The 23,452-nt window shown below is 39.7% G+C and carries 31 protein-coding genes and 1 pseudogene; 18 read left to right on the top strand and 14 right to left on the bottom strand.

The genetic code is table 11. From position 1 onward, the window contains the following. Positions 1-193: 193 nt before the first annotated feature. The 12 genes and pseudogenes from V3224_RS23655 to V3224_RS23600 all read right to left on the bottom strand — a co-directional run. Positions 194-1,066, bottom strand: coding sequence for an IS982 family transposase (locus tag V3224_RS23655; protein WP_334467716.1), 873 nt, complete (start codon positions 1,064-1,066; stop codon positions 194-196). Positions 1,067-1,177: 111 nt separating this feature from the next. Continuing rightward, a complete protein-coding gene (locus V3224_RS23650; protein WP_334473078.1) occupies positions 1,178-1,483 on the bottom strand; it encodes a GIY-YIG nuclease family protein in 306 nt (101 codons plus the stop codon). A gap of 326 nt (positions 1,484-1,809) precedes the next feature. Next, positions 1,810-1,995 (bottom strand): hypothetical protein, encoded by a 186-nt coding sequence (locus tag V3224_RS23645; RefSeq protein ID WP_334473077.1) that lies wholly within the window; start codon positions 1,993-1,995, stop codon positions 1,810-1,812. Further along, positions 1,970-2,122: a hypothetical protein gene (locus tag V3224_RS23640; RefSeq protein ID WP_334473075.1), complete on the bottom strand. Its 153-nt coding sequence runs from the start codon at positions 2,120-2,122 to the stop codon at positions 1,970-1,972. Before V3224_RS23640 ends, V3224_RS23645 begins: the two co-directional genes overlap by 26 nt. A 146-nt stretch (positions 2,123-2,268) precedes the next feature. Next, entirely contained in the window at positions 2,269-2,454 is a 186-nt protein-coding gene (locus tag V3224_RS23635) for a hypothetical protein (protein WP_334473074.1), read from the bottom strand. A gap of 35 nt (positions 2,455-2,489) precedes the next feature. Further along, positions 2,490-2,756 carry a hypothetical protein gene (locus V3224_RS23630; protein WP_334473073.1) on the bottom strand — a complete coding sequence of 89 codons (267 nt, stop codon included), beginning with the start codon at positions 2,754-2,756 and terminating at the stop codon, positions 2,490-2,492. A 2-nt stretch (positions 2,757-2,758) separates the two neighbouring features. Continuing rightward, positions 2,759-3,397, bottom strand: a complete 639-nt coding sequence (locus tag V3224_RS23625) for an Rpn family recombination-promoting nuclease/putative transposase (RefSeq protein WP_334473071.1) — start codon at positions 3,395-3,397, stop codon at positions 2,759-2,761. 76 nt (positions 3,398-3,473) lie between these two features. Then, on the bottom strand, positions 3,474-5,138 hold the full coding sequence (ltrA, locus tag V3224_RS23620) for a group II intron reverse transcriptase/maturase (protein ID WP_334473236.1): 1,665 nt from the start codon (positions 5,136-5,138) through the stop codon (positions 3,474-3,476). A gap of 601 nt (positions 5,139-5,739) precedes the next feature. Further along, positions 5,740-6,075, bottom strand: a complete 336-nt coding sequence (locus tag V3224_RS23615; RefSeq protein ID WP_334473069.1) for an Rpn family recombination-promoting nuclease/putative transposase — start codon at positions 6,073-6,075, stop codon at positions 5,740-5,742. A gap of 128 nt (positions 6,076-6,203) precedes the next feature. After that, positions 6,204-6,488: a hypothetical protein gene (locus tag V3224_RS23610; protein ID WP_334473234.1), complete on the bottom strand. Its 285-nt coding sequence runs from the start codon at positions 6,486-6,488 to the stop codon at positions 6,204-6,206. A 17-nt stretch (positions 6,489-6,505) separates the two neighbouring features. Then, positions 6,506-7,759 (bottom strand): UvrD-helicase domain-containing protein, encoded by a 1,254-nt coding sequence (locus V3224_RS23605; RefSeq protein WP_334473067.1) that lies wholly within the window; start codon positions 7,757-7,759, stop codon positions 6,506-6,508. 359 nt (positions 7,760-8,118) lie between these two features. Continuing rightward, positions 8,119-8,328, bottom strand: a pseudogene (locus V3224_RS23600) (HU family DNA-binding protein); the annotation flags it as partial. A gap of 655 nt (positions 8,329-8,983) precedes the next feature. Here V3224_RS23600 and V3224_RS23595 point away from each other — a divergent pair. The 7 genes from V3224_RS23595 (at position 8,984) to V3224_RS23565 (ending at position 14,259) form a co-directional block, all read left to right on the top strand. Next, complete coding sequence (locus V3224_RS23595) at positions 8,984-9,940, top strand: replication initiator protein A (RefSeq protein ID WP_334473066.1); 957 nt, start codon at positions 8,984-8,986, stop codon at positions 9,938-9,940. 104 nt (positions 9,941-10,044) lie between these two features. Then, on the top strand, positions 10,045-10,689 hold the full coding sequence (locus tag V3224_RS23590) for an AAA family ATPase (RefSeq protein WP_334473065.1): 645 nt from the start codon (positions 10,045-10,047) through the stop codon (positions 10,687-10,689). Continuing rightward, entirely contained in the window at positions 10,680-10,940 is a 261-nt protein-coding gene (locus V3224_RS23585) for a CopG family transcriptional regulator (RefSeq protein WP_334473064.1), read from the top strand. The genes V3224_RS23590 and V3224_RS23585 overlap by 10 nt, the downstream gene beginning before the upstream one ends. 259 nt (positions 10,941-11,199) lie before the next feature. Continuing rightward, on the top strand, positions 11,200-11,943 hold the full coding sequence (locus tag V3224_RS23580) for an autoinducer binding domain-containing protein (protein WP_334473062.1): 744 nt from the start codon (positions 11,200-11,202) through the stop codon (positions 11,941-11,943). A gap of 256 nt (positions 11,944-12,199) precedes the next feature. Then, complete coding sequence (locus V3224_RS23575; RefSeq protein ID WP_334473060.1) at positions 12,200-12,826, top strand: helix-turn-helix transcriptional regulator; 627 nt, start codon at positions 12,200-12,202, stop codon at positions 12,824-12,826. Positions 12,827-12,844: 18 nt separating this feature from the next. Next, positions 12,845-13,117 carry a helix-turn-helix transcriptional regulator gene (locus tag V3224_RS23570; RefSeq protein ID WP_334473059.1) on the top strand — a complete coding sequence of 91 codons (273 nt, stop codon included), beginning with the start codon at positions 12,845-12,847 and terminating at the stop codon, positions 13,115-13,117. A 437-nt stretch (positions 13,118-13,554) separates the two neighbouring features. Further along, complete coding sequence (locus tag V3224_RS23565; RefSeq protein WP_334473057.1) at positions 13,555-14,259, top strand: SDR family NAD(P)-dependent oxidoreductase; 705 nt, start codon at positions 13,555-13,557, stop codon at positions 14,257-14,259. On the opposite strand, the gene V3224_RS23560 is transcribed toward V3224_RS23565, so the two are convergent. Together V3224_RS23560 and V3224_RS23555 are read right to left on the bottom strand one after the other, a co-directional pair. Next, entirely contained in the window at positions 14,216-14,860 is a 645-nt protein-coding gene (locus V3224_RS23560; protein WP_334473056.1) for a VUT family protein, read from the bottom strand. The two genes, V3224_RS23565 and V3224_RS23560, sit on opposite strands and share 44 nt — an antisense overlap. A gap of 1 nt (position 14,861) precedes the next feature. Continuing rightward, positions 14,862-15,512, bottom strand: coding sequence for a hypothetical protein (locus V3224_RS23555; protein ID WP_334473055.1), 651 nt, complete (start codon positions 15,510-15,512; stop codon positions 14,862-14,864). Between the two features lie 245 nt (positions 15,513-15,757). Here V3224_RS23555 and V3224_RS23550 point away from each other — a divergent pair, with 245 nt between their 5' ends. The 11 genes from V3224_RS23550 (at position 15,758) to V3224_RS23500 (ending at position 23,359) form a co-directional block, all read left to right on the top strand. Continuing rightward, entirely contained in the window at positions 15,758-15,982 is a 225-nt protein-coding gene (locus V3224_RS23550) for a hypothetical protein (RefSeq protein ID WP_334473054.1), read from the top strand. A gap of 125 nt (positions 15,983-16,107) precedes the next feature. Then, complete coding sequence (locus V3224_RS23545) at positions 16,108-16,461, top strand: type IV conjugative transfer system pilin TraA (protein ID WP_334473053.1); 354 nt, start codon at positions 16,108-16,110, stop codon at positions 16,459-16,461. Further along, positions 16,462-16,758 carry a type IV conjugative transfer system protein TraL gene (gene traL, locus V3224_RS23540; protein WP_334473051.1) on the top strand — a complete coding sequence of 99 codons (297 nt, stop codon included), beginning with the start codon at positions 16,462-16,464 and terminating at the stop codon, positions 16,756-16,758. Positions 16,759-16,767: 9 nt separating this feature from the next. Next, the gene (locus V3224_RS23535; RefSeq protein ID WP_334473049.1) at positions 16,768-17,337 is read left to right on the top strand and encodes a TraE/TraK family type IV conjugative transfer system protein; all 570 of its coding nucleotides are present in this window, start codon (positions 16,768-16,770) and stop codon (positions 17,335-17,337) included. Then, positions 17,334-18,047, top strand: a complete 714-nt coding sequence (locus V3224_RS23530; protein WP_334473047.1) for a TraK domain-containing protein — start codon at positions 17,334-17,336, stop codon at positions 18,045-18,047. The genes V3224_RS23535 and V3224_RS23530 overlap by 4 nt, the downstream gene beginning before the upstream one ends. Beyond that, complete coding sequence (locus tag V3224_RS23525) at positions 18,044-19,246, top strand: TrbI/VirB10 family protein (RefSeq protein ID WP_334473045.1); 1,203 nt, start codon at positions 18,044-18,046, stop codon at positions 19,244-19,246. Before V3224_RS23530 ends, V3224_RS23525 begins: the two co-directional genes overlap by 4 nt. A 112-nt stretch (positions 19,247-19,358) precedes the next feature. Next, on the top strand, positions 19,359-19,679 hold the full coding sequence (locus tag V3224_RS23520; RefSeq protein ID WP_334473044.1) for a hypothetical protein: 321 nt from the start codon (positions 19,359-19,361) through the stop codon (positions 19,677-19,679). A gap of 4 nt (positions 19,680-19,683) precedes the next feature. Further along, positions 19,684-20,070, top strand: a complete 387-nt coding sequence (locus V3224_RS23515) for a hypothetical protein (protein WP_334472963.1) — start codon at positions 19,684-19,686, stop codon at positions 20,068-20,070. Continuing rightward, on the top strand, positions 20,064-20,594 hold the full coding sequence (traV, locus tag V3224_RS23510) for a type IV conjugative transfer system lipoprotein TraV (protein ID WP_334472964.1): 531 nt from the start codon (positions 20,064-20,066) through the stop codon (positions 20,592-20,594). The genes V3224_RS23515 and traV overlap by 7 nt, the downstream gene beginning before the upstream one ends. Continuing rightward, positions 20,594-23,179: a type IV secretion system protein TraC gene (gene traC / locus V3224_RS23505; RefSeq protein WP_334472965.1), complete on the top strand. Its 2,586-nt coding sequence runs from the start codon at positions 20,594-20,596 to the stop codon at positions 23,177-23,179. The genes traV and traC overlap by 1 nt, the downstream gene beginning before the upstream one ends. 15 nt (positions 23,180-23,194) lie before the next feature. Beyond that, positions 23,195-23,359, top strand: coding sequence for a hypothetical protein (locus V3224_RS23500; RefSeq protein ID WP_334472966.1), 165 nt, complete (start codon positions 23,195-23,197; stop codon positions 23,357-23,359). Positions 23,360-23,452: the final 93 nt, after the last annotated feature.

Below are 23,452 nucleotides of genomic sequence, written 5' to 3'. Positions count from 1 at the left end.
TAAGTTTAATTCAGCATAATATATAAATAGAAAAAATCTCATAAATTAAAAATAACTTATTGTAATTTAAGTAAATTTATACGTCTTAGCAAGTTACAGATTAATTATTGTTCTGAAGCCATTTCTAGAATTTTATATGCCGGTGCGAAACTCGTGTCTTATTCTAACCTGAGTTCGGGATAAGCATTATCAATTAGACTTGAAGATACGTACCTGCAACAGGTATCTTTGGTTTAGATGGCATTAAACAATATGCAACCAGTCCGCCTAATAAATTCACTACAAAGTTAGCCGGAGAGCGATGTCGCGTATGCTCTATTTGACAAAGATTTTTTAACTCATCAAATACCGTTTCAATGACAGAACGATGACGCAAGATGGCTTTGTCGAAACAAGTCTGTTTAATAGGCTTCATTTTCTTCTTGATATTCGTTATAAGGCTAATTCCCATCGTTTTGAGTTGCTGTTTCAGTGAAGCCGATAAATACCCTTTATCTGCGTACAAACAACCAGAAAGATCCTTTGTCAGCTCAGGCAATGGTTTCCGATCATCGGTGTTTCCTGGTGTGAGTCGAAAACTGAGTATTTCCCCCAAATGATTGATAATTACATGAAGCTTGAAACCAAAGAACCAACCTGTTGAATTTTTTCCCCGTTCAGCTATCCCATTGAAGACTTTATGTCTGCGGATCCGTAAGTTATCACACACCGCTATCGGAGTAGAATCGGCAACCGATAGCCCCGTGCATTTTCCCTTAATTGACTCAAACAGTGCCGTTAACGCTAAGGCACTACGCGGAAGTAACTCTACACAGCGTGAATAGGATGGCAAGTTAGGAAATTCCTTCCGGAGATATAAGCGGACATAATAGAGATAAAATACCTTGAATTGCCTGAATCGGAGTTGATGAAACAACACAACCAGTGTCATCATTTCCGCCAACGAAAGCTGAGTAGACCGTCTACGACGCTTAGTACCGTTAGTCAGCAAATATTCATGCATTTTTGGCTCGAAGTCTTTGCAAAAATCATCCATCAGGCAATAAAGTTCAGTAAGATTTTCCATAATTGTTTAACAATGCTCTACTCTTTAACCAGACTGTTAGAGTATTTTAACAAAACAGGCTCATTCAACTATTTGAATATCAAGACTTTCTCTTTATTTCTTATCCCGAACTCAGGTTATTCTAATGCCTGATAATTTAACAAAATAATCAACTAGATATAAAGGTTGGTCTGTCACGAGTCGCTCTTTCTGTGCTTTTGTTAATTGTTTTATTTGACATTCAAACGATAAAGCCTCTGCATGATTTGCGAGTTTGGATTGATACACTAACAAAAGAGGGGCTTTTCCTTTTAAAGCCTTAGCTCCCTTACCTAATTGATGTTGTTGAAAACGACGGGTTATATCTGTTGTAATGCCAGTATAAAGCTCATCGTATCTATTTCTTATGATGTAAATTATCCAATGCTTTTTAGCCATGTTGGGGAAATTTATTTTTTGTTCATTCAGTAATTCTAGGGGCTGTCGTCACGAGTTAAAGACAGGCATTGGTTGTTCTTTTTTTAGGCAAAAAAAATGGGAAAAGGTAGCCGTACACCTTAGGTTTGATTAAATCACTCGTCATGCTGGTATGGATCTGGGTTAATTTTGACCATAACTTGGGTCTTAAATATACTATTCTCGATATTTTCATCTTGTGACGACAGCCTCTAGTTCTACGCCAATTCGATATGAAAAATTGCATCAAAAAGGAAATAGATATTAGGTTATTTTATCCGATGATAAGGACTTTTTCTTTTCCGGCGCTACCGATCAATGGCATGGAGCCGTGCAACTCCGGTAAGTAAATCAGAAACAATTTTAGTATTTTGCCCATGAAGATGATTACCCAATCCACCCCAACGCTGAATAAGCAATAAATCACCAAATAAATCATAACAGAGTTCCGCTTCATACCAGCGAAAATCATTTTCCCAACGCCAAATCAGCATGAGCATCAGTAGATTGACGGGTTGATTTATTTCGACGTGCCAAACGTTGCAGATTATCCTCAACATCAGCTTGGGTAACCTCTCCGACTATCTGACCGTCTTTGTCATAACGACACGAGTTTCGCACCAATAAAAAAACGCTCTATTTTTAAGTTTAATTCAGCATAATATGTAAATAGATAAAACCTTATAAATTAAATATAACTTATTGTAAATTAAGTGAATTTATACATTTCAGTAACTTGCAGATTAATCATTACTTTTAAGCCATTTCTAGAATTTTATAGGCCTGTGCGAAACTCGTGAACGAAACGCGCCTAACTGGATAAGTGTCCGATAATCAGCGTGATGACCAATACTGCCTAAACACGCTCTTAAACGCCTTCTCGCTATCGGTAAGCCCTTTTCTTTCACTTCCTGCCACATATCTTGCTGGATGCCAATTTTCATGGGTTTCAATTGATTTTCAGGAAATAGATTAGGCCAAAGCGTGGTTATTTGTGAGATGCTTCTTCTAACGGCAATCGCTTTTTGGGCAGTGTAGGTGGTTTTGGTATTTTAACCTTCACTTCCTGTTTAGGTTTTTCAACCACCTTTTTGGGCTGTTGTTTTGCTACCTTTTGGGGTTTCGATTTTTTTGCCTTTTTTTTGGGCGTAGCGTTTACCCAGACCTTTTTACCGTAAACGGGGTTACTTGAGGTCTGTTCTTCCAGTGAAATTTTTCTTGGGCGATTGAGAGTTAATTTCTTGCGTTCTGTCATGGTTAATCTTTAAACAAGTTACTCATTTCAGCATCATTTAAGCCGGTAAATTTGATCACGGATTGCCTGTCCATGCCAGTTATCAACATTTGTTTTGCTATCTCAAATTGGGCTTCAAGTTTGCCTTCAAGATTACCTTTTTGAATACCTTCTTGAATGCCATCATTTTTTCCTAATTGGTAGCCTTCTTGTTTTAATGCTTGAGCAATAGTCATAAGTGCTCCTTCGTGTTTCTCTGATTGTTTAGCTATCTCAGTGATAAATTCCATTGGCTTTTGAGCATTACCTTCTTGGATGAGATAGTTGAACATAGTAATAACTTGATTATCGGTATAATAATTATACGACAGCAGTGTCACAATTTCATCAAAAAGCTCTGTCATATCCCTTCGGCGAATGTGCTTTTGTATCAAAGTTAACAAAGCCATGCGCTTATGTTTCATAATCTCACCGTCTTCAAGTGTGGTGACATCGGCTAACTTAAAGGGATTGGTGTAGATACTCTCTGCGAGTTTTCTGTCATGAAAACAGTCTAACCAGTTCGTGCTATAGGGATGAGGACTTTGTTCACCACAATAAAACAGGATGGGAAACACCAGCGGCAACTCTTTGTGACCAGCCTCTAAATGGTCGGGTAGCAACGTGACATCTCTGTCACGCCGCCCCCTAAGAACGGTACGTGCAAGTTTCCCCGCATACCGCTCAAGCCTTTATAAGTCACGATACAGTATGATCGCAACCAGCAGCCCGACTATGTTTTTGGCGATGGCAATTAGGATGTAAGAGTTCAAGATTACCCAGTTCATTTCCGCCTCCTTTCACTCTTTCGACTTTATGGTGTATGTTCCAGCCAGTTTCTTGAGTAATTAATTGGTTGCAGCATAAACAGCGTTTATCTTGTCTTATCCATAGTACTCTTACTTTCTTACTTCCTACGGTTTTTTGTTTCCAGGTATTTTCTAGCCTTTTTTCGAAATACATTTCCCATTTTTTATCGAATGGGCAGGCTTCACTTCTGATTTTTATATGGCGCTTTATAGGTGTGGAAGATGCTTTGTACAGTGTAAAATTCTTGCCTTCCGGCGCTTTTCCACTAAACACCCATTGATTATTCCCTTGAACGGTAAAGTATTTTTTTCTTACCCAATACTTACCTTTCTTTGGGTGACGTCTTAAACACCATTTCCACAAAACTTGCCAAATCAGATGATCGATTTTAGAAAAGGCTTTTTTTTTCGCAACAACATGTCGGTGGTAATTTACCCACCCTCTAATTATCGGGTTGAGTTTAGTTATCAGTTTCCATGCGCTGCTTGACCTTTCCTGCTTTATCGTGGTTCTAATTTTCTTCAAAAAGTTTGTGAGATTTTTTTTTGCGGGTGATATTAAAAATTTTCCGTTAAAAGATCTAACATTCTGTCCTAAGAAATTAAACCCTTCACTAATATGGATAATTCTCGTTTTTTCTTGTGATAGACGCAAGCCTCTTTTTGCCATAAATCCTTCAACCAGTGGTTTGACCCTTGATTTAAGGAGTTCATGTGAGATACCTGTTATCACAAAATCATCCGCATATCGCACATAATGGACTTTATGCTTATTACCTTTAGCCGTACCTGAATATCCAAATACTTGTCGGAGTTCAGCTTCAAGACCATCCAGTGCCATATTAGCCAATGTTGGGGAAATAATACCGCCTTGCGGTGTCCCACCATTGGTGGTGTAAAAGGCTCCACGATCTAATAAACCTGATTTTAGCCACTTACTTAATATCACTTTATCCATAGGAATTGTGTTGATTAAGAAATCATGACTAATGTTATCAAAGCATCCTGCAATATCCGCTTCTAACACCCATTTTGCTGATTTAGATTTTGCACAATTACAAAATATTTGCTCTATCGCATCAGCGGTACTTCTAAGTGACCGGAATCCGTAACTGTTCTTATCCGCTGTGATTTCCGATACAGGCTCTAGGGCTAGCAAATGTAGCGCTTGCATCGCTCTGTCAAGCATGGTCGGTATACCAAGAGGTCGCAGTTTTCCGTTTGCTTTCGGGATATATATTCGGCGTAAAGGTTTTGGTCTATACCCTGTACGTTTCATAGCCCCTATTGCGTTCCACTTCTTTTCGGGTGTATTCCACATAACACCATCGACACCAGGCGTTTTCTTGCCTGTATTGTCGGTCACACGTTTTATCGCCATCACTTTAGCGGTGAATGACCGTGTTAATAAACGTTGCAACGCTTTTACTCTGCGCCATTGCTCGTTCTTCGCTGCTTTCGCAATACGTACTTGTAACTTTCGCACCCGTACATGACTGGTTTTCCAGTTAATAGAATGCCAGCTTGTTGGGTGGAAGGATGCAGATGCACACATGTTGGCTGCACTCAACTTGCTTTCCTCCTCTTGAAAGTTTTACTCGTCTTCTCACGATTAAAGACCCGATGAAAGTCTGCTCACTTTCGTGGTAAGGCAAAGTTTGAACCTCTATCCGTCCCATTACAGGCCGGCATTCGCTTTTTTCATCATCCTTTACCCGCACCGTTATCAATCTATCTTACGATATCTCTAGCCTTACGGCGGCGGTACGGGCTTACCAGGTTTCACCTGACATACAAACTATCGGGTTAGGTTCTATCTCTCGACCGGAGGGTTATTGCCCATGTATCCGCACAAAAACCACAGATAACCTACCTCATACCTTTTGGTTCAGGCCTATCAGCATCTTTGGCCTGTTAGCGATCACGGTCTTTATTAACAGTTCACATACGTTAACCACACCGATAAACCTAGCACCTCATCCGCATGATGCTTGCAGGTAATAACTATTCCCTCACGGTTTCGTTATCGCGTTTTACAACGCAAGGTTTCATTGTCCCGTGAGCTTCAGACCCCGCAGTTGCCCGCCACGCCTGTCACGGTAGGTTACAGTCAATGGGATGACTGGTTTTGTCCATTCCTTTGTCAAAACAATATGTCAGACAACTTCCTGTCGCACCTTTTGCATCGCGGCCATGCTATAACGCATCAACCGCCATGCAATGAGCTTATCAGGCGAAGATTGTGCTTCAATCAAAACATAGATATAACCACTTCCCTTTGAGGTTCTGACTGAATACAAAATATCACTCTGGTAATTTTTCATCTCACTATCGATAAATGAGCCAGACTCCACTTTGAGGCTCTCTAAGTCGCATAGTGCTTTAATCTCATCGGGTAGCCAAATGTCGAAGAAGTCTTTTGCCGTCTCTTTTTCACTTAAAAACTGCTTGAATATGGCATCATGGAGTGTTGGGGTGAATTTTTTACTCATCCGATATCTTCAATAATTGCTCGCGTCAGATTGAATTATGGCAAACAAACCGACTATATTAAATACGCTATTTATTCATTACATATCAGACATCATAATCCAGCTATACAAAAACGCACCTTATCTTCTCAGGTGCGTTTATTTTTTGTTACTGGTATCTCTACATGGCTAATCACAGAAAATGGCTCACAATCGATTACAGGCGCTTCTAGAAGCATTACTGAATTAAGCCTGTGCCGTTTTCTCATTTTCTCATTCTCAGCAATTTTGGCCAGAATATTTACCAACAATTTATTAATAACGAGTGTCTTCTTCGCTCGGGTCGCTGAAACATACAGCAAATTCACTTCATCTTTAAAGGCTGCTTTGTCCATATTAGGGTCAAAAAGATTATTCGGAAAGTCATTGTTGATTTCGACAATATCCCACTCTAGTCCCTTGCTCGGTGGGCAGTGGTAACGGTAATACTGGCTTCATCTTCAGTATCTACCGTTCGTTTACGTAAAACATCCACTTTTTTTGGTAATGGCGTGAATTTTTCGATGATTTTGATAGATTGCAACATTTCCTGGTCGCCACTGGCATGCGCTATGCGCTTATAATTGGAATAATTGCGATATTCGGTATAAAGCCGCTGGTTGCTCATCTTATTTCGCTTATCGAGTGAGAACCAGTGAAGGTTAATTAATTCATCGATACGATAAGCATCAATCCCGTTGACCCAGTAAATAGTCGCTTTTTTGCTACTGGCTTCCAATGCTACTCTAATCACACCAGCTATTGTTCGACTGAGGATGGCTCGGTGAGAAAAACCTTGCTTAGGCATATCAATAAGAATGTCATCTTTTTCACCTCTGCCAACCACTTGGTGCGTTTCACCGTTCATGGCCAGTAATGCGTTCGCCATATCCGCAACACAGACACCAAAGCGAAAGCTATGGGTTAACCAGAGACGGTCAGCATCACTAAGCGAAGGCGCATTTAATGCATCCACAGCCCCTCGAAAACGATAAATCTGTTGATGGGCATCACCCACCATCACTAATTTCGTCGTTTGACTAAAAACAATATCGTGAGTAACCGGATTAGCATCCTGGGCTTCATCAAACAAAATAACGTCAAACCGATGGGAAAGGTTAGGTTGGGAGAGCTGGTACAATTTTAAATACATATCATGAATAACGGGGAAATTCTCAGCAAGGTCAATCATTCGATGCCAAAGACGTTCACACTGCATGACAACTTCATGAGCCGTAAACGATTTTTTGACTTCCCCCATCAATATTGAGGGACAGTGACGTAACATAATCTGATTATCGACACCGCACATAAAGTTCTTTAAGGTGTCCTGTATCGCTTTTACGTATACCCAGTCATCGCTCTGAGTGGCATTAGCAATATCAAAAAGCCGCAGAGAATGGGTTAATCGATTAGCGTAATTTCTGCCAAAGGCAGGCCATGCCAGTTGATGGGATGTTTTACAAAGCACATTAGCCGGAAATTTCTCATCAGCCTCTTCCCTCACTGAGCGATTAAACGCGATGTAGAGCATCCGGAGTTCGGGATCCTTTTCGGCGTATTTCACTAACGTTGAGGTTTTTCCTGTTCCGGCGAAAGCATTAACAATGAGCTTCTCGCCTTGCCAGTCAATGACGGCTTGTTGTTCTGGCGTTGGATTTATCAAAATCTTCTCCTGCATAACTTAATGTAATAAGTTTACCAGAAATTAATTGAATAGGTGTTTTAGGGAAATCTGGGGCGTTTTTGATACTGCGTTTGACGTTAGCCTTAAACTTAAAGAGTCCGGGAACGCATTGTGAGAGCCGATAAAATTTTAGCTGTACGAATTTACGTTTTTATCGAGAAAATGGCTCAGAATGGATTACAGGCGGTTTTAGAGGGGGTTATGACGGGTATTTCTGTTTTAATTTTCAAAAATTATTAGATTTAACCATTCGGTTTCGGACACGCCACAAAACACCTGTACGAAAATAGTCAAATTTTATCCGCTTTAAAACTCGGTACGTTTGCAGCAGCAATTTAAATAGTCTTCCCTGTTTGTGGATTGCGCCCTTCTCTGGCTGCTCTTTACTTAACTTGAAAGCTACCAAAGCCAACGAGTTGTACTTCATCTCCCGCCTTTAGTGTTTCTGTCACGGTTTCAATGAAGGCGTTAAGTGCCTCCTTCTCTGAATCTTTTTTGGTTAAGTTGGCTTTTTCAGCGATTTGATTGAGGAGTTCGGTTTTGTTCATGGTGGGCCTGAATTAATGGATACGTTAATCCTAGTGATGCTAGCTGTAGCGTCTGGATAGTGCAATGTTTCAGGTTAATTAACTTAAAAAAAATATTTTTAATTAAAATTCCTACGCTTGCCGGAGTCTGTGACCGAGCGTAGCGAGTGAGCAGACGAGGAAGCGGAATATCACTATTAGCAAAAAAGAAATACGGTCACTCAGTAGTAACATATTTTTCCGTTCAGGGTTTTTGTTGGAATAAAAGTTATCCACAGATAACCCTTGCGCGCGCGTAGTTATATTTAGTTATGTATAAGTTAAAAGAGTTAAAAGGATAAAAAGATGGATTAAGTATTTGATTTAGAATGTAAAAAAAACTTTCTTTGTCCGTAAAAGTCGATAGTTTGTCCGTAAAAGTCGATAGTTTGTCCGTAAAAGTCGATAGTTTGTCCGTAAAAGTCGATTGCATTTTTGAATTATTCACAGTTTTTTTGTGTTTTTTTTGTTCGTTAGTTTGAATTGTCCGTAAAAGTCGATATAATGTCCATGAAAGTCGATTAATTTAGTGTCCGTAAAAGTCGAAACAATTTTTATCAAAAAAACAAACCGTCTAAGTGCTTGCGACACTTAAACGGTTTTAACCAACAATCCTAAACACTCTAGGAAATAGGCTATGGCTGATCATACAAAGAAAACAGGAAAACGCAATTTGAATACTTTACGTCCACACATACATAAACAAATTGAGTTTTTTATTGCGGATGATATTGATATTTCAACCTTCCGAGATGAAATGGCAAGTATGGAGCATCCTTTTTTTGCTTTAAAAGGTGGCGATACGAAAGTTCGGGAGTATAGAAATGGTAATGTGACTGTCATTGTAAGATCACTAGCTGGTATAGGTTTAGCAACAATCTTTGATAAAGACATATGGATTTATGCCATTTCAAAATTACAAGAAGCCATTAACAATAATCAATCTATTAGTCGTACGGTTGCTTTTACTCCCTATGATTTTTTTGTAACCACTAATCGAGCTAAAAGTGGACGGGCTTACGATGATTTGGAAAAAACTTTGTCTAGGTTATCTGGTACTCGAATTAAAACGAATATTATTTATTCGGAAAATGAACAGGAAACAATAGAATTTGGGTTAATCGATACTTGGCGGATTGTTGAAAAACAAAAAGGTAAACTTGAAATTGGGATGGTGGAAGTGACCTTACCTGATTGGCTTTATCAGGCGATAGCTAAAACTAAAGTGCTAAAAATTAGTCCTGATTATTTTCGTATTCGTAAAGCAATAGACAGGCGTATCTATGAGATAGCCCGCAAGCATTGTGGCAGTCAGCATGAATTTACTATTTGTCTTGATAAGCTTCATCAAAAAACAGGCTCCTCGAGAGAACTCAGAAAATTTAGATTTGATATCAAGAAACTCACTAAGGTTAATGATCTTCCTGATTATGAAATTTTGTTTGATCCTGTAACAGATAAAGTTACTTTTAAAAATCGTAATCAAAATACAGATAAAGGAGAATCATCACGTAAACGAGAAAAAGGTAAGAAAGAGATTTTTAAGATTAAAAATAAGATGTTTGCTAAACCTAGCACTTTGAAAAGAACTTAAAGTATTAAGTAATAGGTAATGTAGATTACATAATAAGTGTTACTTAATACTTGATAATTATTATGTATTAAGTAATAATAAATTACTTTTCATCAGAGTTTATTATGATAACTGTCATTGGATGTAATAAAGGTGGATCAGCCAAAACAACTACAGCTACTAATATTTCTATCGGATTAGCTTTAAAAGGCCATGAAGTTGTTTTAGTTGATGCAGATCCACAAAGATCCGCTTCTAGATGGTATTCTGAAAGGGAACAAGCATGTTTAGAACCAAAAATTACTTTAATTGAAAAAAGAGATAATATATCTCAGACATTAAGAAGTCTCGATGACAAATATGAGCATGTTATTGTTGATGTTTCAGGAAGAAATAGTAGAGAATTAATAACAGGATGTACTGTAGCTGATCAAATAATTGCTCCTCATCAATGTTCTCAGTTAGATTTAGATACTTTAATTGAACTTCAACAACAACTAGACGCTATAAGAGATTTAAATCCAGATCTAAAAGCTTATTGCTATCAATCCATGGCCACAACAAACCCTATTTTACAAACCAATGAGCGTTATGAGTTTTTGGAGTTTATGAAAGAATTTGACGCAATAATTTCTCTAAATTCATTTGGATGTTACAGAAAAGTGTATAGAGATGTAATTTCAGAAGGAAAGTCCGTTTTAGAATCTTGTAATGAAAAAGCAAAAAATGAAATTTTTTCCTTATTAGAAGAGGCTTTCTCATGGGATTAAAGAAAACATCAATAAAAAGAAATGAAATAACAATAGATCAAGCTGAATTATTAGCTAAAAAATTAGCCGACCGTCCTTATGGTCAAGAAAAAACTGATGCTTTTGTTAGAACAACTATATCTTTACCAAAACAATTGTTACTGGTTATAGAAGATCTTGCCTTAAAGAATAAAAGAAATGGTATTAATCCAAAAAATAATAGCTCAATAATTAGAGCTGCATTAGAAGAATATTTAATAAAACATAAATAACAAGTAATACTTAATAATTATTACTTGTTAAGTAAGAATAGATAATTATTATCGCTGGCTGAATGGGATTGTAGCCCACACAACCAGCTAATCCAAAACCTAACAGTACTAGGAGTCGGACTATGCGAAATAGTACGCATATTGCACGCATAATGAAAGCGTGCAACATATCAATCGAGCAGCTTTTGAGCTTTGCTCACACGTCAAAACACCTTACACCCCGTCAGGGTGAGTACCTTCGTAGTATTGGAGGTGCGGTATGAGATATTTGACTTCAAACAACCAGCCAAATTTATTTTTGAATGACCAAAATATTAATCATGTTATCAAGGCGTCTTTGGAGCGGGAGATTAATAAAATTGGCCCGTTGAAATATTCCTATTCGGTTTTTGATAAAAATAACCCGAACCGTTATTTTTGTTTGTCAAATTATCCCGAAGAATGGGTTGAAATTTATAAAGCAGAAAGCTACCAGTATGTTGACCCCCTGATTAAAAAATCATTAAACCGGACGTTACCGTTCTATTGGGATGAAAACATTCTCATCAATTTGAAATTGACGTTAAAAAAGATCATGAATGCTGCAAAAAATGCTGATTGTGGTGGCGGTCATACCTTCATCTTGCATGACCTCAACCACTATTTGGCGCGGTTAAATGTGATAGTCGATGAGCAAAATTCTCCTGAACTGGAAACGCAAATCAAAGAAAAACTGCAAATGTTACTGATGGTCACGCACAACAAACTGATTGACGCTTATATCGAACGGGGCAATGAGGAGAAAAAAGCGACTGAAATATTTACAACACGTGAAAATGAGATTCTTTACTGGGTGAGTCTAGGCAAAACGTATTTTGAAATCGCGATGATATTAGGTATTAAAACAGGCACAGTTAAATTCCATATGAGCAACGTAGTGAAAAAACTGTGTGTATGCAACGCTAAACAGGCAATAAGAGTCAGTGCTGAACTCGGCCTTATCAATAACCTGAGTTCGGGATAAGGAATATAAAGTTTTTCATTATATATTCAATTACTTAAATTAAAATTTTTACATAAAACAGTGCTAAGTTTTGGCTTTTTTCATGATTTTAGCAGAGAAAATAGCTTATTTTTTAACCTACAACCAACTAAAAATATTCCCTTTTTTATCATTTTATTGATTTTAAAAGGTTTTTATTGATAAATGAGCTATTTTTATTTTCTCATAACTAACGCTTATCCCGAACTCAGGTTATCAATAGATTTGGGGGTGCTTCGTGAAACCTGAGATGATAAAACTCTCTTTGAGCGCAAATGTCCCCTGTGGTTTTAGTAATAGCAAGGGAAAAATTCAGACTGATGCCAAAATGACGGATTTACTTTTTAAGTTAATCCGTACTCCTGAAATGAAAACATTGATAGAAAAAGTACAGATTGAAAGATCCCCATTTTTCGTAATATGCCATTTGCCATCTGATTACAACAAAGCGCCCAAAGTTTGGCAATTCCATTTTTTACCGCTTTTTTGTAGTGAAAATAGCTACCTAGGCACTTTCTTCCACGCCCATGAATTCCTGTTTTTGTCACCGATGGAATATGTGGAAGGTAGACAGCCTTATTCAGTTACTACGGAGAAACCTAACGAACGGTTTACTGCTAAAGAGTGGGAAGTTTTATTTTTATCGTTGCATCGCTTGAGTAGCAAGGAAATCGCCAGACGGTTAAATATCGGAACGAGAACAACTGATAATCATTTAAATATTATCTATGAAAAAGCCGATGTGCATTCTGCTTGTCAGCTAAGGGATTTTGCCAAATCCAAAGGATTTGAGCGCTATATCCCTTCTGAACTACTGTCTTCTGATAAGACAGTTATTAAAGTTAGCAATAATTATGTTAATTAATAGGAGGAAAAAATAACAATGAAATTATATCATATAAATGATTTTTCTCCGTATGCAAAAATTTTTCCTGAATTATCGGGCGTTCAATTGAAGGTGTTAATTTTATATGTGAATCTTTATAAAATTGATCATATTGCTTTAACTTTGGATATTAAGACAAACACAGTTTGTGAACATTTGAAGAGAATAAAAGAAAAATATCAGGTAAATTCATTATTTGAGTTGAAATTGTTATTTAATAATAGAATGCAGTGTTTTTTATTAAACTTAATTAATCGGTTAAATTTTTAATAAATTTAAGAATATCCTCTAAAATGGGGAGTTTTTCTGATTCTATTTCAATTTTTATTTCCACCAACAATAAATGTTATTATTGCTAATGTATCTTTGAGATTCATATTTAAATTTAGCATGTTAGAAAGCGTATTGTAGTCAATTTCAACGACATCTCCATTCTCATATTCTATAAGCATCTTATTGTCTAGAATTATCTTTCTACGTTTTAACAGTCTATTGGTGAACAATATATTGATAAGTTTAAGTATATTGTTATCAGGGTACCTGAATACATTTATCCTTTTAATGCATTCACTTAAAGTAAGATGTTTTATTGTGACTGGACTGACGTTATGAAGTCTCAATGTTAAGAAAGTAGATATATTTATAATGATATTATCATTTTTCACGGTAATATTTGTAATTTTATAACGAGTAAGGTTTCGGAAAAAATGAAAAAAATTCTTATAACAGGACATGCTAGTGGTATTGGCGATCACGCGATTAAACAGTTTCATAATCAAGGATACGAAGTAATTGGCTTAGATGTTAATATAAATAAAGAGTTAGACAAATCAATCTTACAGATTGCTTGTGATTTAACTGATGAAAATCAGGTAATAAAAACATTTGGGCAATTACCTCATATTGATTATGCTGTGAATTGTGCAGGGGTGGCGGGTGTCAGAAAGCCTATTTTAGCGTTGACATCTGAGGATATTATTGATTCTTTTCGTTCCATTTTTATGCCAACCTTTTATGCATTGCAGCAAGAAATAAAATTAATGAAAGAAAGGGAATCTTTATCTAAAATTATCAACATTGCAAGTTCAACCGCATCTGTGGGTGCGAATAACATGGCTGCTTATAGTTGTGCTAAAGCTGCCATTGTTAATTTAACAAAAGTTTGTGCAGTTGAAAATGCGCCTAATATTTTAGTTAACTCTATCTCTCCCGCGACTATTGATACACCAATGATACGAAAAAAGTATCATGGAAGATTACCAGACTATAGCAAAATGTATCTTACAGGTAATTGTGGAACTACAGGAGACGTGTTTTCTGTTATTTCAATGTTAATTCAGAACAACTTTATTACAGGTCAAGATATTGTTATTGATGGTGGGTATTCCAGTGCATTTTTACTGAGATTATAACGGATAGAATGAAAGTAGAAATGACCTTATAAAGAACGATGAAAAGCACCGATAAAAATGCCCCATCAGTTAGGTTGTTTTTCCACATCATTGTTGGAATTGATATAATGCTAATAGAAGTTTCAGCTAATACTGAAGAAATGAAAAACCTTGCAAAGGTGCCTTTTCCCCAATTTTTTAATTTCTCGAACATAATCGTGTTAATTAAGGTGCTCATCCATAAAAATATGAAGGTCATTCCCATTATTGTTGGTGGATCCCTATAGACTGTAAAATAATCTTGGCGTTCTCCTAAGTTTGAAAGAATAAAAGCTATAAAAATAAGCAAAGTATCACAAAGAAAACCATAACGGACGGCGGTATTGGCAAATAGTTTTCCATAAAGTTCTTGCATAATATTAGTTAGTGTAAATGTTAATGGGAAAACTATGAGTCCCATTGACAGATGTAATGGGTAGCCAAATATCAAAATTGTTTTATGATTAAAAAATGAAAGGGTCGTGGAGCTTAAAACTATACAAAAAAGAACAGGTAGAAAAATTCTACCATGATCAGAATCAATGGTTTCACCAAAAATAATATCAAGTATCTTAATTTTCATATCAATAATTATTTGAAATTGTTAATATTATTGGAATAATGGTTGAGTTTTTTTCGTAATCTATTCTTTTTCCTGCTTTATTTGACATTTCTTTATGGTCTTCCCAATTTGTTAACCTGACGATTTCCATATTATGCTTTCTTAGATAAAAACAGAAGATCCCTGCTTTCTTCAAAGCAGTATTATTAATAAAAACATAATCATTTTTTACAAGAAAAGGCGGAAAATCAATATCTTCAATTTCAATACAGTAAGTATTTTCTGGATTAATGAGTTGTTGACTTATCTTTTTGGTTATCTTTAGCGGTAATCTGTCTAAGACATAAAGTGAACAACGTTCTGCTAGTTTGTTAATGTCAGATTGTTTTATACGTGGAATAAGCCATATATCCATATCTGATTTATAGAGTGCACAAGGAACGGATAATATGTCTGTCTCCCCGAATAAAAATTCTTCTGATACCCCAAATTTATCTGCAATGATCGTTCTCTTTTTTGCCGGAGGCGTTCTATCATGAAATAACCAATTTTTAACAGTTGATTCATTTTCCCCACAAATTTTGGCGATTCTTTTTTCTTTATTTTTTATATCAGGAATAAGTTGTTCTGATAGAGCAATCATTTTATTAATAAATTTTGGCTGATTACTCATTTCTTTTCCTCATATTAAATATTTTTAGTGTCTATTTTTTTAAAAGACACAAATGTTGCTATAATTAACATATTAAGAATTATAAAAACAATTTACCTAAAGAGATAGGGATGTTTTAACAAAAGTGTCATAGAAAAGTATGCGGATTCTGTCACTCAAAAGAAGGGACAGATTATCCGGAAATTTTTTGGGATAATTACTTTTACTTAATCAAGCATTAATAATGAATTTTTAAGGGATCTTGTATGTTTAAGCAGCTATCAAAAGGAAAAAATATTTATGTTGGCACTGAATTAAGAGACAGATTAGACAAGATTGTACTCGACATCGGTCATTACATAGGAAGACCTGTCACAGTAAATGAATTTATCCGTTATTTGGTTGAGAAATCAGGAGATGAAGCGAAAGATAAATTAAAAGAGCTACTAGGGAGCTCAGAAGAAAGAAAATGTATCGATGAAATGAGGTAAATAGGAGATCACGCAATCAGAGATTTTCTCCTTCAATTTATAGACGCCTTATTTTTCAACGTTATTAAGACACAAACGCTAAGTTTTTACTCAATTTAACTATTAACCGTTTTAAGGAGACTTAAATGAACGGCAAGGTCACTTCATGCCTAAAAAACCCTTTCACTGTGGGTGCGGTAGCTATGTGTAAGGTGTTAAAGCAACAAAAATCGTTATTCACTCTGATGTTTTTTGGATTATTAATGTTTATTCCTGCCATGCAGGTTTATGCAGACCCACCGACAACCGGGGATTTATTCAGTGGTGGCAAGGAGGTGGTGAAAAGTACCTTTGGTAAAGGCTCAACCGTTGTCTGGATTTTGTACGTACTGAAAATCCTTGCTGCGATTTTTGCTTACGTAAAAACCAAAAATCTGGCGGTGTTTGGCGGGATTGCCGCGGTGATTGTGTTTGTTAACGTGGTCTTCGGGTTGATTTAAATGGATGCCGCTTCTCGCTATCAGTTCCCTACCACGCTTACCCATCAGCGTCGTTTTTGTGGGCTGACGATGGATGAGGGGGTGGTTTACTTGCCGCTTATTGGTTGTGCGATTTTCGTCAATATGTGGATATTTGCCCCCGCATTAGCCATCGCCTTTGTTGGGCTTCGCAGGCTTAAGCAGGGCAAAGGGTCAAGTTATCTGTTGGGGCTGGCGTACTGGTGTCTACCGACTTCCATTATGCGTTTTTTTATCACTGTTTTACCCGAAAGTTTCAAACGGTACTGGATAGCGTGAGGCGCGTGAATGGATTATCAACTGCGAAAATCATCACAAAAACAACTGGCCATCGGGGTCGTGACCTGTGTGGTGATAACGGTGTTAAGTTTAGGTGTTTGCTACCGCCTGCTGATGCAAAACAGGGAATTGACTTCTCAGCTTATTAACAATCATCAAACGATTATTACCCCCATGGTTGACCACGAAGGTTTTAGCTTTTACGGCACGCGCGGTGATGCGCGTTATCTTCGGCTGATGGCCTTAAGTCTGCTGAATCTGCGTCTTAACGTTTCGGCGCAAACCATTAAAGACAGTCATGATTTGTTGCTGGCCTATAGTGATACGCATTTACGCGAAAAATTAATAGAAGTGTTAGCCGAAGAGCGTCAGCGGATGGCTATCAATGAAGCCAGCTCTACCTTTTATCTCAAGGAAGTCAAAGTGAGTCCTGATAGTGGGGTGGTGGATATTACCGGCGAATTGCATTTCTTCTACGGCATTAAAGCGGTGGAGCCGGTCGAGAAGCACTATCGCTTGCTCCTTGAGACGCGCGACGGGGCATTGAAACTGACGGATTTTGTGGAGTTGCCGGCATGAACAAACCGCTTTTTTGCTTAAGTTTTATTTTGATTTCCACATCGGGTTGGGCAGAGAACCTGACCGTTACCCCCCACAGCGTGGTGCGACTAATGGTGAGTAATCGTGAACCCAATGTGATTGCGGTGATGAACGACCGGATTGTGGAAGCCAATAGCGCCGCCGGCAAGCTCGCCGATAAAAAAGCGACCGACAGTGGGGCATTAATTTTCACCACCGAGGAAACCGCGCCGTTTTCGCTCTACATCGAAACCGAAAAGGGCTTTGGTTTCACGGTCAATGCGATACCGGTTAAAAAATCCCAGGGCATCAATGTGAGCGTGATGAATGCCGAGGCGAAAGCGGAGGCGGTTGCCCAGGATTGGGAGAAGACTAGCGACTCTTATAGCCAGTTTATTACCCGTACTTTCACAGTAGCGATGAACGACAATATCCCTACCGGTTTTGTCAAAAATGGTCGTGTAAATGTCAACTGGTCAGCTTCGGCATTAAACAATTTTCGCTTTCGGGACAGTGTCAGCTTCCAGGGTAAACAGTTTCGGCTATTACGGGTTAATATTGAGAATAAAACGACCCAACCCATTCAGTTAAATGAGCGGGTCTTTTGGGTACCCCAAACGATGGCCATTGCGTTTAATCCGACCGTTAACACCTTACTACCGCATGAGCAGGTCACGCTGTTTCTTTTGATTAAGGAGAAACCGCAATGAATATCAATCATTTTATCCGCAAAAATCAAAAGGTGGTATTTGGTGCAATTGGCCTCGGTGTGGTGGCGATTTTCACGCTGCTGTGGTGGATAAACAGGCAAGCCTCAGGCGTGGAACTCACCGCTGCTGACAGCACCGCACAATCAGGTAATCCCACCGCTCAGGAGCCGGATTTAACCGGCGCCATCACTAATACCTTTGACAATAAGGTGCAAGGCAATGTGGTTACGGATGCGCAGCTAAGCGAAAAAGCGAATCGGCAGACGATGGACATGTTGCTAAAAGAAATTCAGGGCATTAAGCGTGATTTTGATGCGGTTAAAAACGAAAATAGCCAGTTAAAGGCTAATGTGGGTCAGCTTCAGGCTGAAATACAGAGTAATCAAAAAGCAATGGAAAGCCGGCCGACACCAGGGGCAAGTCAAACAGAGTATTCCTCGCAAATCGCTATCCTGCCACCGAAAGGCCAGCTTGAAAGTACCCGTTTTACTTATCCGAAAAAAGAAAATACAGCCTCATCCGGTTTTTATGTCCCCTCGGGGACGTTTTCAACCGCCATCGTGCTAGAAGGGGCGGATGCCAATGCGTCGGTGAAAGGCGAAACAAAAAAAGTCGCCATGCAGTTTAAGTTAACGGGACTTGCCCATCTGCCTGGCAATCAAAAGCTGGATAAATTAACCCACTGCTTTGTCACCGCATCGGCCTGGGGCGAGATTTCGAGCGAACGGGCAGAAGTGAGACTTGAGCGCCTGTCGTGTGTCATCAACAACAAACATATTGACCAGGTGGTTGAAGGACATGTCGGTTTTTATGGCAAAAACGGCATTAAAGGCATACCCGTTATGCGCAATGGTGCCATGCTGGGACTGGCTTTTGGGGCGGGTGCACTAGGGGGGTTGGGTAACGCCTTCTCGCAAATTGGCAATACCACCGTCGGCATGGGGGCAACTCATCAGGCTACGACTCAGGAGGTCGCCAGACAAGCGCTCGGTAGCGGGGCTTCGACCGCAGCCAATAAACTGGCGGATTATTACATTGAGCGCTCCGAGCAATACCATCCGGTTATCCCGATAGGCGCTGCGAATCGTGTCGAAGTGGTTTTCCAAAAAGGGTTTAAGGCGGAATTTATTGAAGACCTGGAAGCGAAAAAGGTCAGCGAATCACCCACCAACTGGCGAAAAACGTCAGCAACAGCGTGAAAACCAACCTGCCACCGGAACTGCTTAACCAGTTGGGCAGTGCCGCCTCAATGGATTTATCTGATTTTGTCACACCCACAAAACCACCGTCAAATCACGGAGGCATAAAGCCATGAATCGATTCGCAACAAACATCCTCGTCGACATTAATCAGTGCGTTGAACACACGTTACAACAGGTTAAAAAAGGCTTTTTTTACTTACCGGTTATCTTTTTCTGGTTAACGATGATGTTTTTTTATGTGGGGCATTTATCAACGGATGAAGTGTTTAAATTTAGCGAAGTAAGCCAGGTGATGGATGCCGGCTGGCAACTGCTTGAACAGGTTTTTCGCTTGTCGCTTTGTATCACGCTGATACTTTGTGTTTTGCAGCTTGCTATCGGTCTTTTTCGTCGAAATTCCGACCGGACGCCATTAACCAAAGAGGAATAACCTGATGAATACGTTAGCGCAGAAACCCATTATCAAACATCCATTCCTTAATGGGGTGAGTACAAAAAACCCCGCGATGCTGCCGATTAAACAAAAGGCGTCAATCGTTAAAAAAATCGCCCTGCATGGCTTGCAACTGATAATGAATGTCAGTTTTTATTTTCCCATGACGTTTATTTGGCTCACGGTGGCGTTTGCATTAAACGGTCATTTTTCAATGACCTATCCCTTTGAACCTGAGGCGGTGGTTTTAACGTTCGATAAGGTCGCCGACCTGCTTTTCCCTGTTTTTCGTCTGTCACTTGCTATCACCTTAATGCTTAGTTTTTTGAGGCTGGCTATCGGGGTTTTTCAAAAAAAATCTAACAAGAAGGACTCAACATTATGTTGAAGTATCGCATAGCGCTTATCAGTAGCATTGTGTTGCTCTCCGGCTGCGCTGGCATGAATAGTGAGTTTGAATTTGGCAAACCTGCCAAAGACTCCGGTTACTGGATGAGCGAGGCGGATGCGATGACCGATACCGCCAGTCACTTAGTCGCCCAATATAAAGGCGAGGTCGTCAAGTCCGCTAAAGGATTTACGCTATCGGCTTATCGTTTAATTCAATTAAACCCGATGCAAACAGCTGTAACATTTTTAACTGAACGACCTCAGAACATAAACAACCCATTACCGTCACCCGCTAAAAATCTTTCTTCACGCTGGCTAACGAATAACGCCCTCACACAGTCCAGTACTGCCTGTCCGGCAAGTCCTTGTCTGTCTGAAATCAGCGCACCGTCTCGGCAGGTGGAGCGGATAACGCGTGCATGGATTGCGCCTTATGTTTCACCGGATGAAGTCGTTCATGCTGGTGAAGTGGTTTATTTCGTGACCACCCCGTCCAGCTGGGCAAATGTGGAGAAGGTGTGATGTTAAAACACGTCAATCCACTCAAAATTATTGAACTGGTGGGCAACGCCTTGATGGAAAAAGACACCACCCGTGAAACGGCAAAAAAGCTCGAGTCGATGGATTATCCGCATTTACGCGATCTGTTGCCCTATCGGGATTATGACAGCGACCATCAGTTGTTTATTAATCAGCACTCACTGGGCTTTTTGCTAGAAGCGCAGCCCCTAATCGGTGCCAATGAAAAACTGGTCGAATCACTCGAAGAACTGGTGAAAAACAATCTACCGCGCGATATGCCACTACAGGTGATTTTACTGTCCAGTCAAACGGTGTATGAAAAATTAGCTAACGGATTGCGTGATTTTAGCTGGCAGGGCAATCGTGCTGATGAATGCAATCAAATCACGCAGGGGTTTTATCTTGATGCGACGCGCCATCAGTTTGCCAATCCCCAAAATCTGCCGTTGACGCTCAGAGATTATCATCTGTTTTTTGCGTTCTGCCAGCCGTGCAAGCGGGTAACGGAAAGGGAAATCATCAAAATCCGTGAAACCCGCCGTAATCTGTTAAGTGCACTTAATGCTTCGGATATTCATGCGGACAATGCGTCAATTACCCGCTTTTTGCAGATGATGCGCGAAATGATTAATTTGGACACAGAAAGATTGAAGCCGTATTTAGCAGAGTGGATAGAAGACAAAGCGATTAATCAGCAGATTGTGCAGAACAATACCTGCTACTGGTTTAAGCCTGGGTATGTCGAAATCACGGGGCGCAATGAAGAAGATAACCCGTTTTCCACCCGAGCCATTCACTTTAATCTCGACAGTAATCCCAGAGAGCACTACCTCTGGCAAAACGGCAACATCATTTCTAATTTACTCAATCCGCAAAACGGCATCCGCTGCCCATTTGTGATGAGTTTTATTATTCAAACTGAAGACCAGTCACGGAGTCAGGGTGAAGCCAATAAGCAGTTTCTGGATTTGGAGCGGAAAGTCTCCTCGTCTTATGCCAAATATATCCCCTCAACCAAACGCCAGCACGCGGAATGGAAGAGTTTGCGCGAAGGCTTGCTGTCCACCGCGACGTCACTGTCCGGTTATTACTTCGGGGTTACGCTCTTTTGTCGTGATGATGAAGAGGAGGCCGCTAAAGAAGCGGAGCGCACCAAAAAAGCGTTTGCCATGCAGGGGCTTAATATGGTCAGAGCGGATTTAATGCAGATGCGTAACTTCCTGGGGCACCTACCTTTTGCGGTAGGCGATAACCCGAAGCTCTGGAAAGACTTCTTAAAAACCGGAGCCATTCAACGAGCCGAATCTTTTCAGGCGGTCAATCTCATGCCGATTATCGCCGATAACAAGCTCAGTCAGGCAGGGATAGTCTTCCCGAGTTACCGCCATCAACTGGCGTTTCTCGATATTTTTGACGCAAGTTTGCCCAATACCAATTTCAACTGGTTTGAATCGGGCACCTCCGGCGCAGGGAAATCGGTGTTGGCACAAACGATTGCCAGACAGGTATTAGATAGCGGCGGTTATTTGTCTATCTTTGATATCGGTGACAGCTACAAGGCGTTTTGCCAGAGTGTGGGGGGCACCTACATTAACGGCGAAACCTTGCGCTTTAATCCGTTTGCCAACATTACCGATATCACCTTGAGCGCTGAGCGCATTCGTGACCAGTTGTGCATTCTGGTAAGCCCCAATGGATTGATGGATGAAGTGCATGAATCACTGATACTCGAAGCCATCACCGAATCCTGGCCTAACAAAAAACAGGATATGCGTATTGATGATGTCGTTAACTATCTAAAAAAACATCGCGGTAAAATCGAGACGGCTAGCCGTATCACCGGTCGCATTGATGAAATTCTGGTACTGCTAAACAAATACACCACCAAGGGGATATACGGCAAATACTTTAATAGCAGTGAGCCGACCTTAAAGCCGGATATGCGCTTTGTGGTCACCGAACTCGGTGGCTTAAAAGCCAATCGGGATTTGCTCATGGCAGTGTTATTTACGCTCATGCTCTGGTCAGAAAACCTGATGTACAACACGCCACGCAGTTTACGCAAGATGAACATCATTGATGAAGGCTGGAAACTGCTGGATGCCAAAAGCCCTAAAGTCCGCGATTTCATCGAAGAAGGTTACCGTACTGCCCGTCGGCATAATGGCTCATTTGGCACTGTAACACAAAGCATCCGCGATAAAAATTTAAGTACGGCAGCGCTGGCCGCTTATGACAACAGCAGCTTTAAATTCACGCTGATGCAGGATGCAAAAGCCTTTACCACCTTCCAGAAAGAAGAACCTTCCACCTTCAACGAAATGGAGTGGGCATTAATTCAAAAGTTTCCCCCTGCCAGCCGTGCCGGATTTAGTGCCGTGCATTTAAGTGTGGGCGGTTACAGCAGTTTTCATCGATTGATGCTCGACCCGTTAAGTAATGAGCTTTTCTCTTCCCGAGGTGACGACTTCACCTATCGGGAAAAACGCCTAAAGGAAGGGGCAAGCATCAATGACATTATTTTTGAAATGGCGCAACAAAAAGACCCTGCGTTATTGGCGAAATTAAAGCAGGTGAAACCATGAGAGAGGTGGTGTGAATTGGACATCATAATCATCATGGCGTTGATAATCATCGCATTGTTGTGTGTGCTTCTCAAGTTACATCCGCAGTCAAGGTGGCGCTGGGTGATTCAGGTGGTGCTGGTAGTTGCGATGACCACTGAGTTTTTCATGATTTCAACAAGTATTCGGGGTATTACCTAGGTATGTCATGGGATAAGGCTTTAGTTAGCGTTTGTCATATCGATTAACTGTTTTTGGAGTACAAATAAATGCAAAAAATAGTCGCATTACTCA

The sequence above is a fragment of the Arsenophonus sp. PmNCSU2021_1 genome (assembly GCF_036919435.1).
Lineage (GTDB): Bacteria > Pseudomonadota > Gammaproteobacteria > Enterobacterales > Enterobacteriaceae > Arsenophonus > Arsenophonus nilaparvatae.
This window is presented reverse-complemented; position numbering and strand designations above follow the sequence as displayed.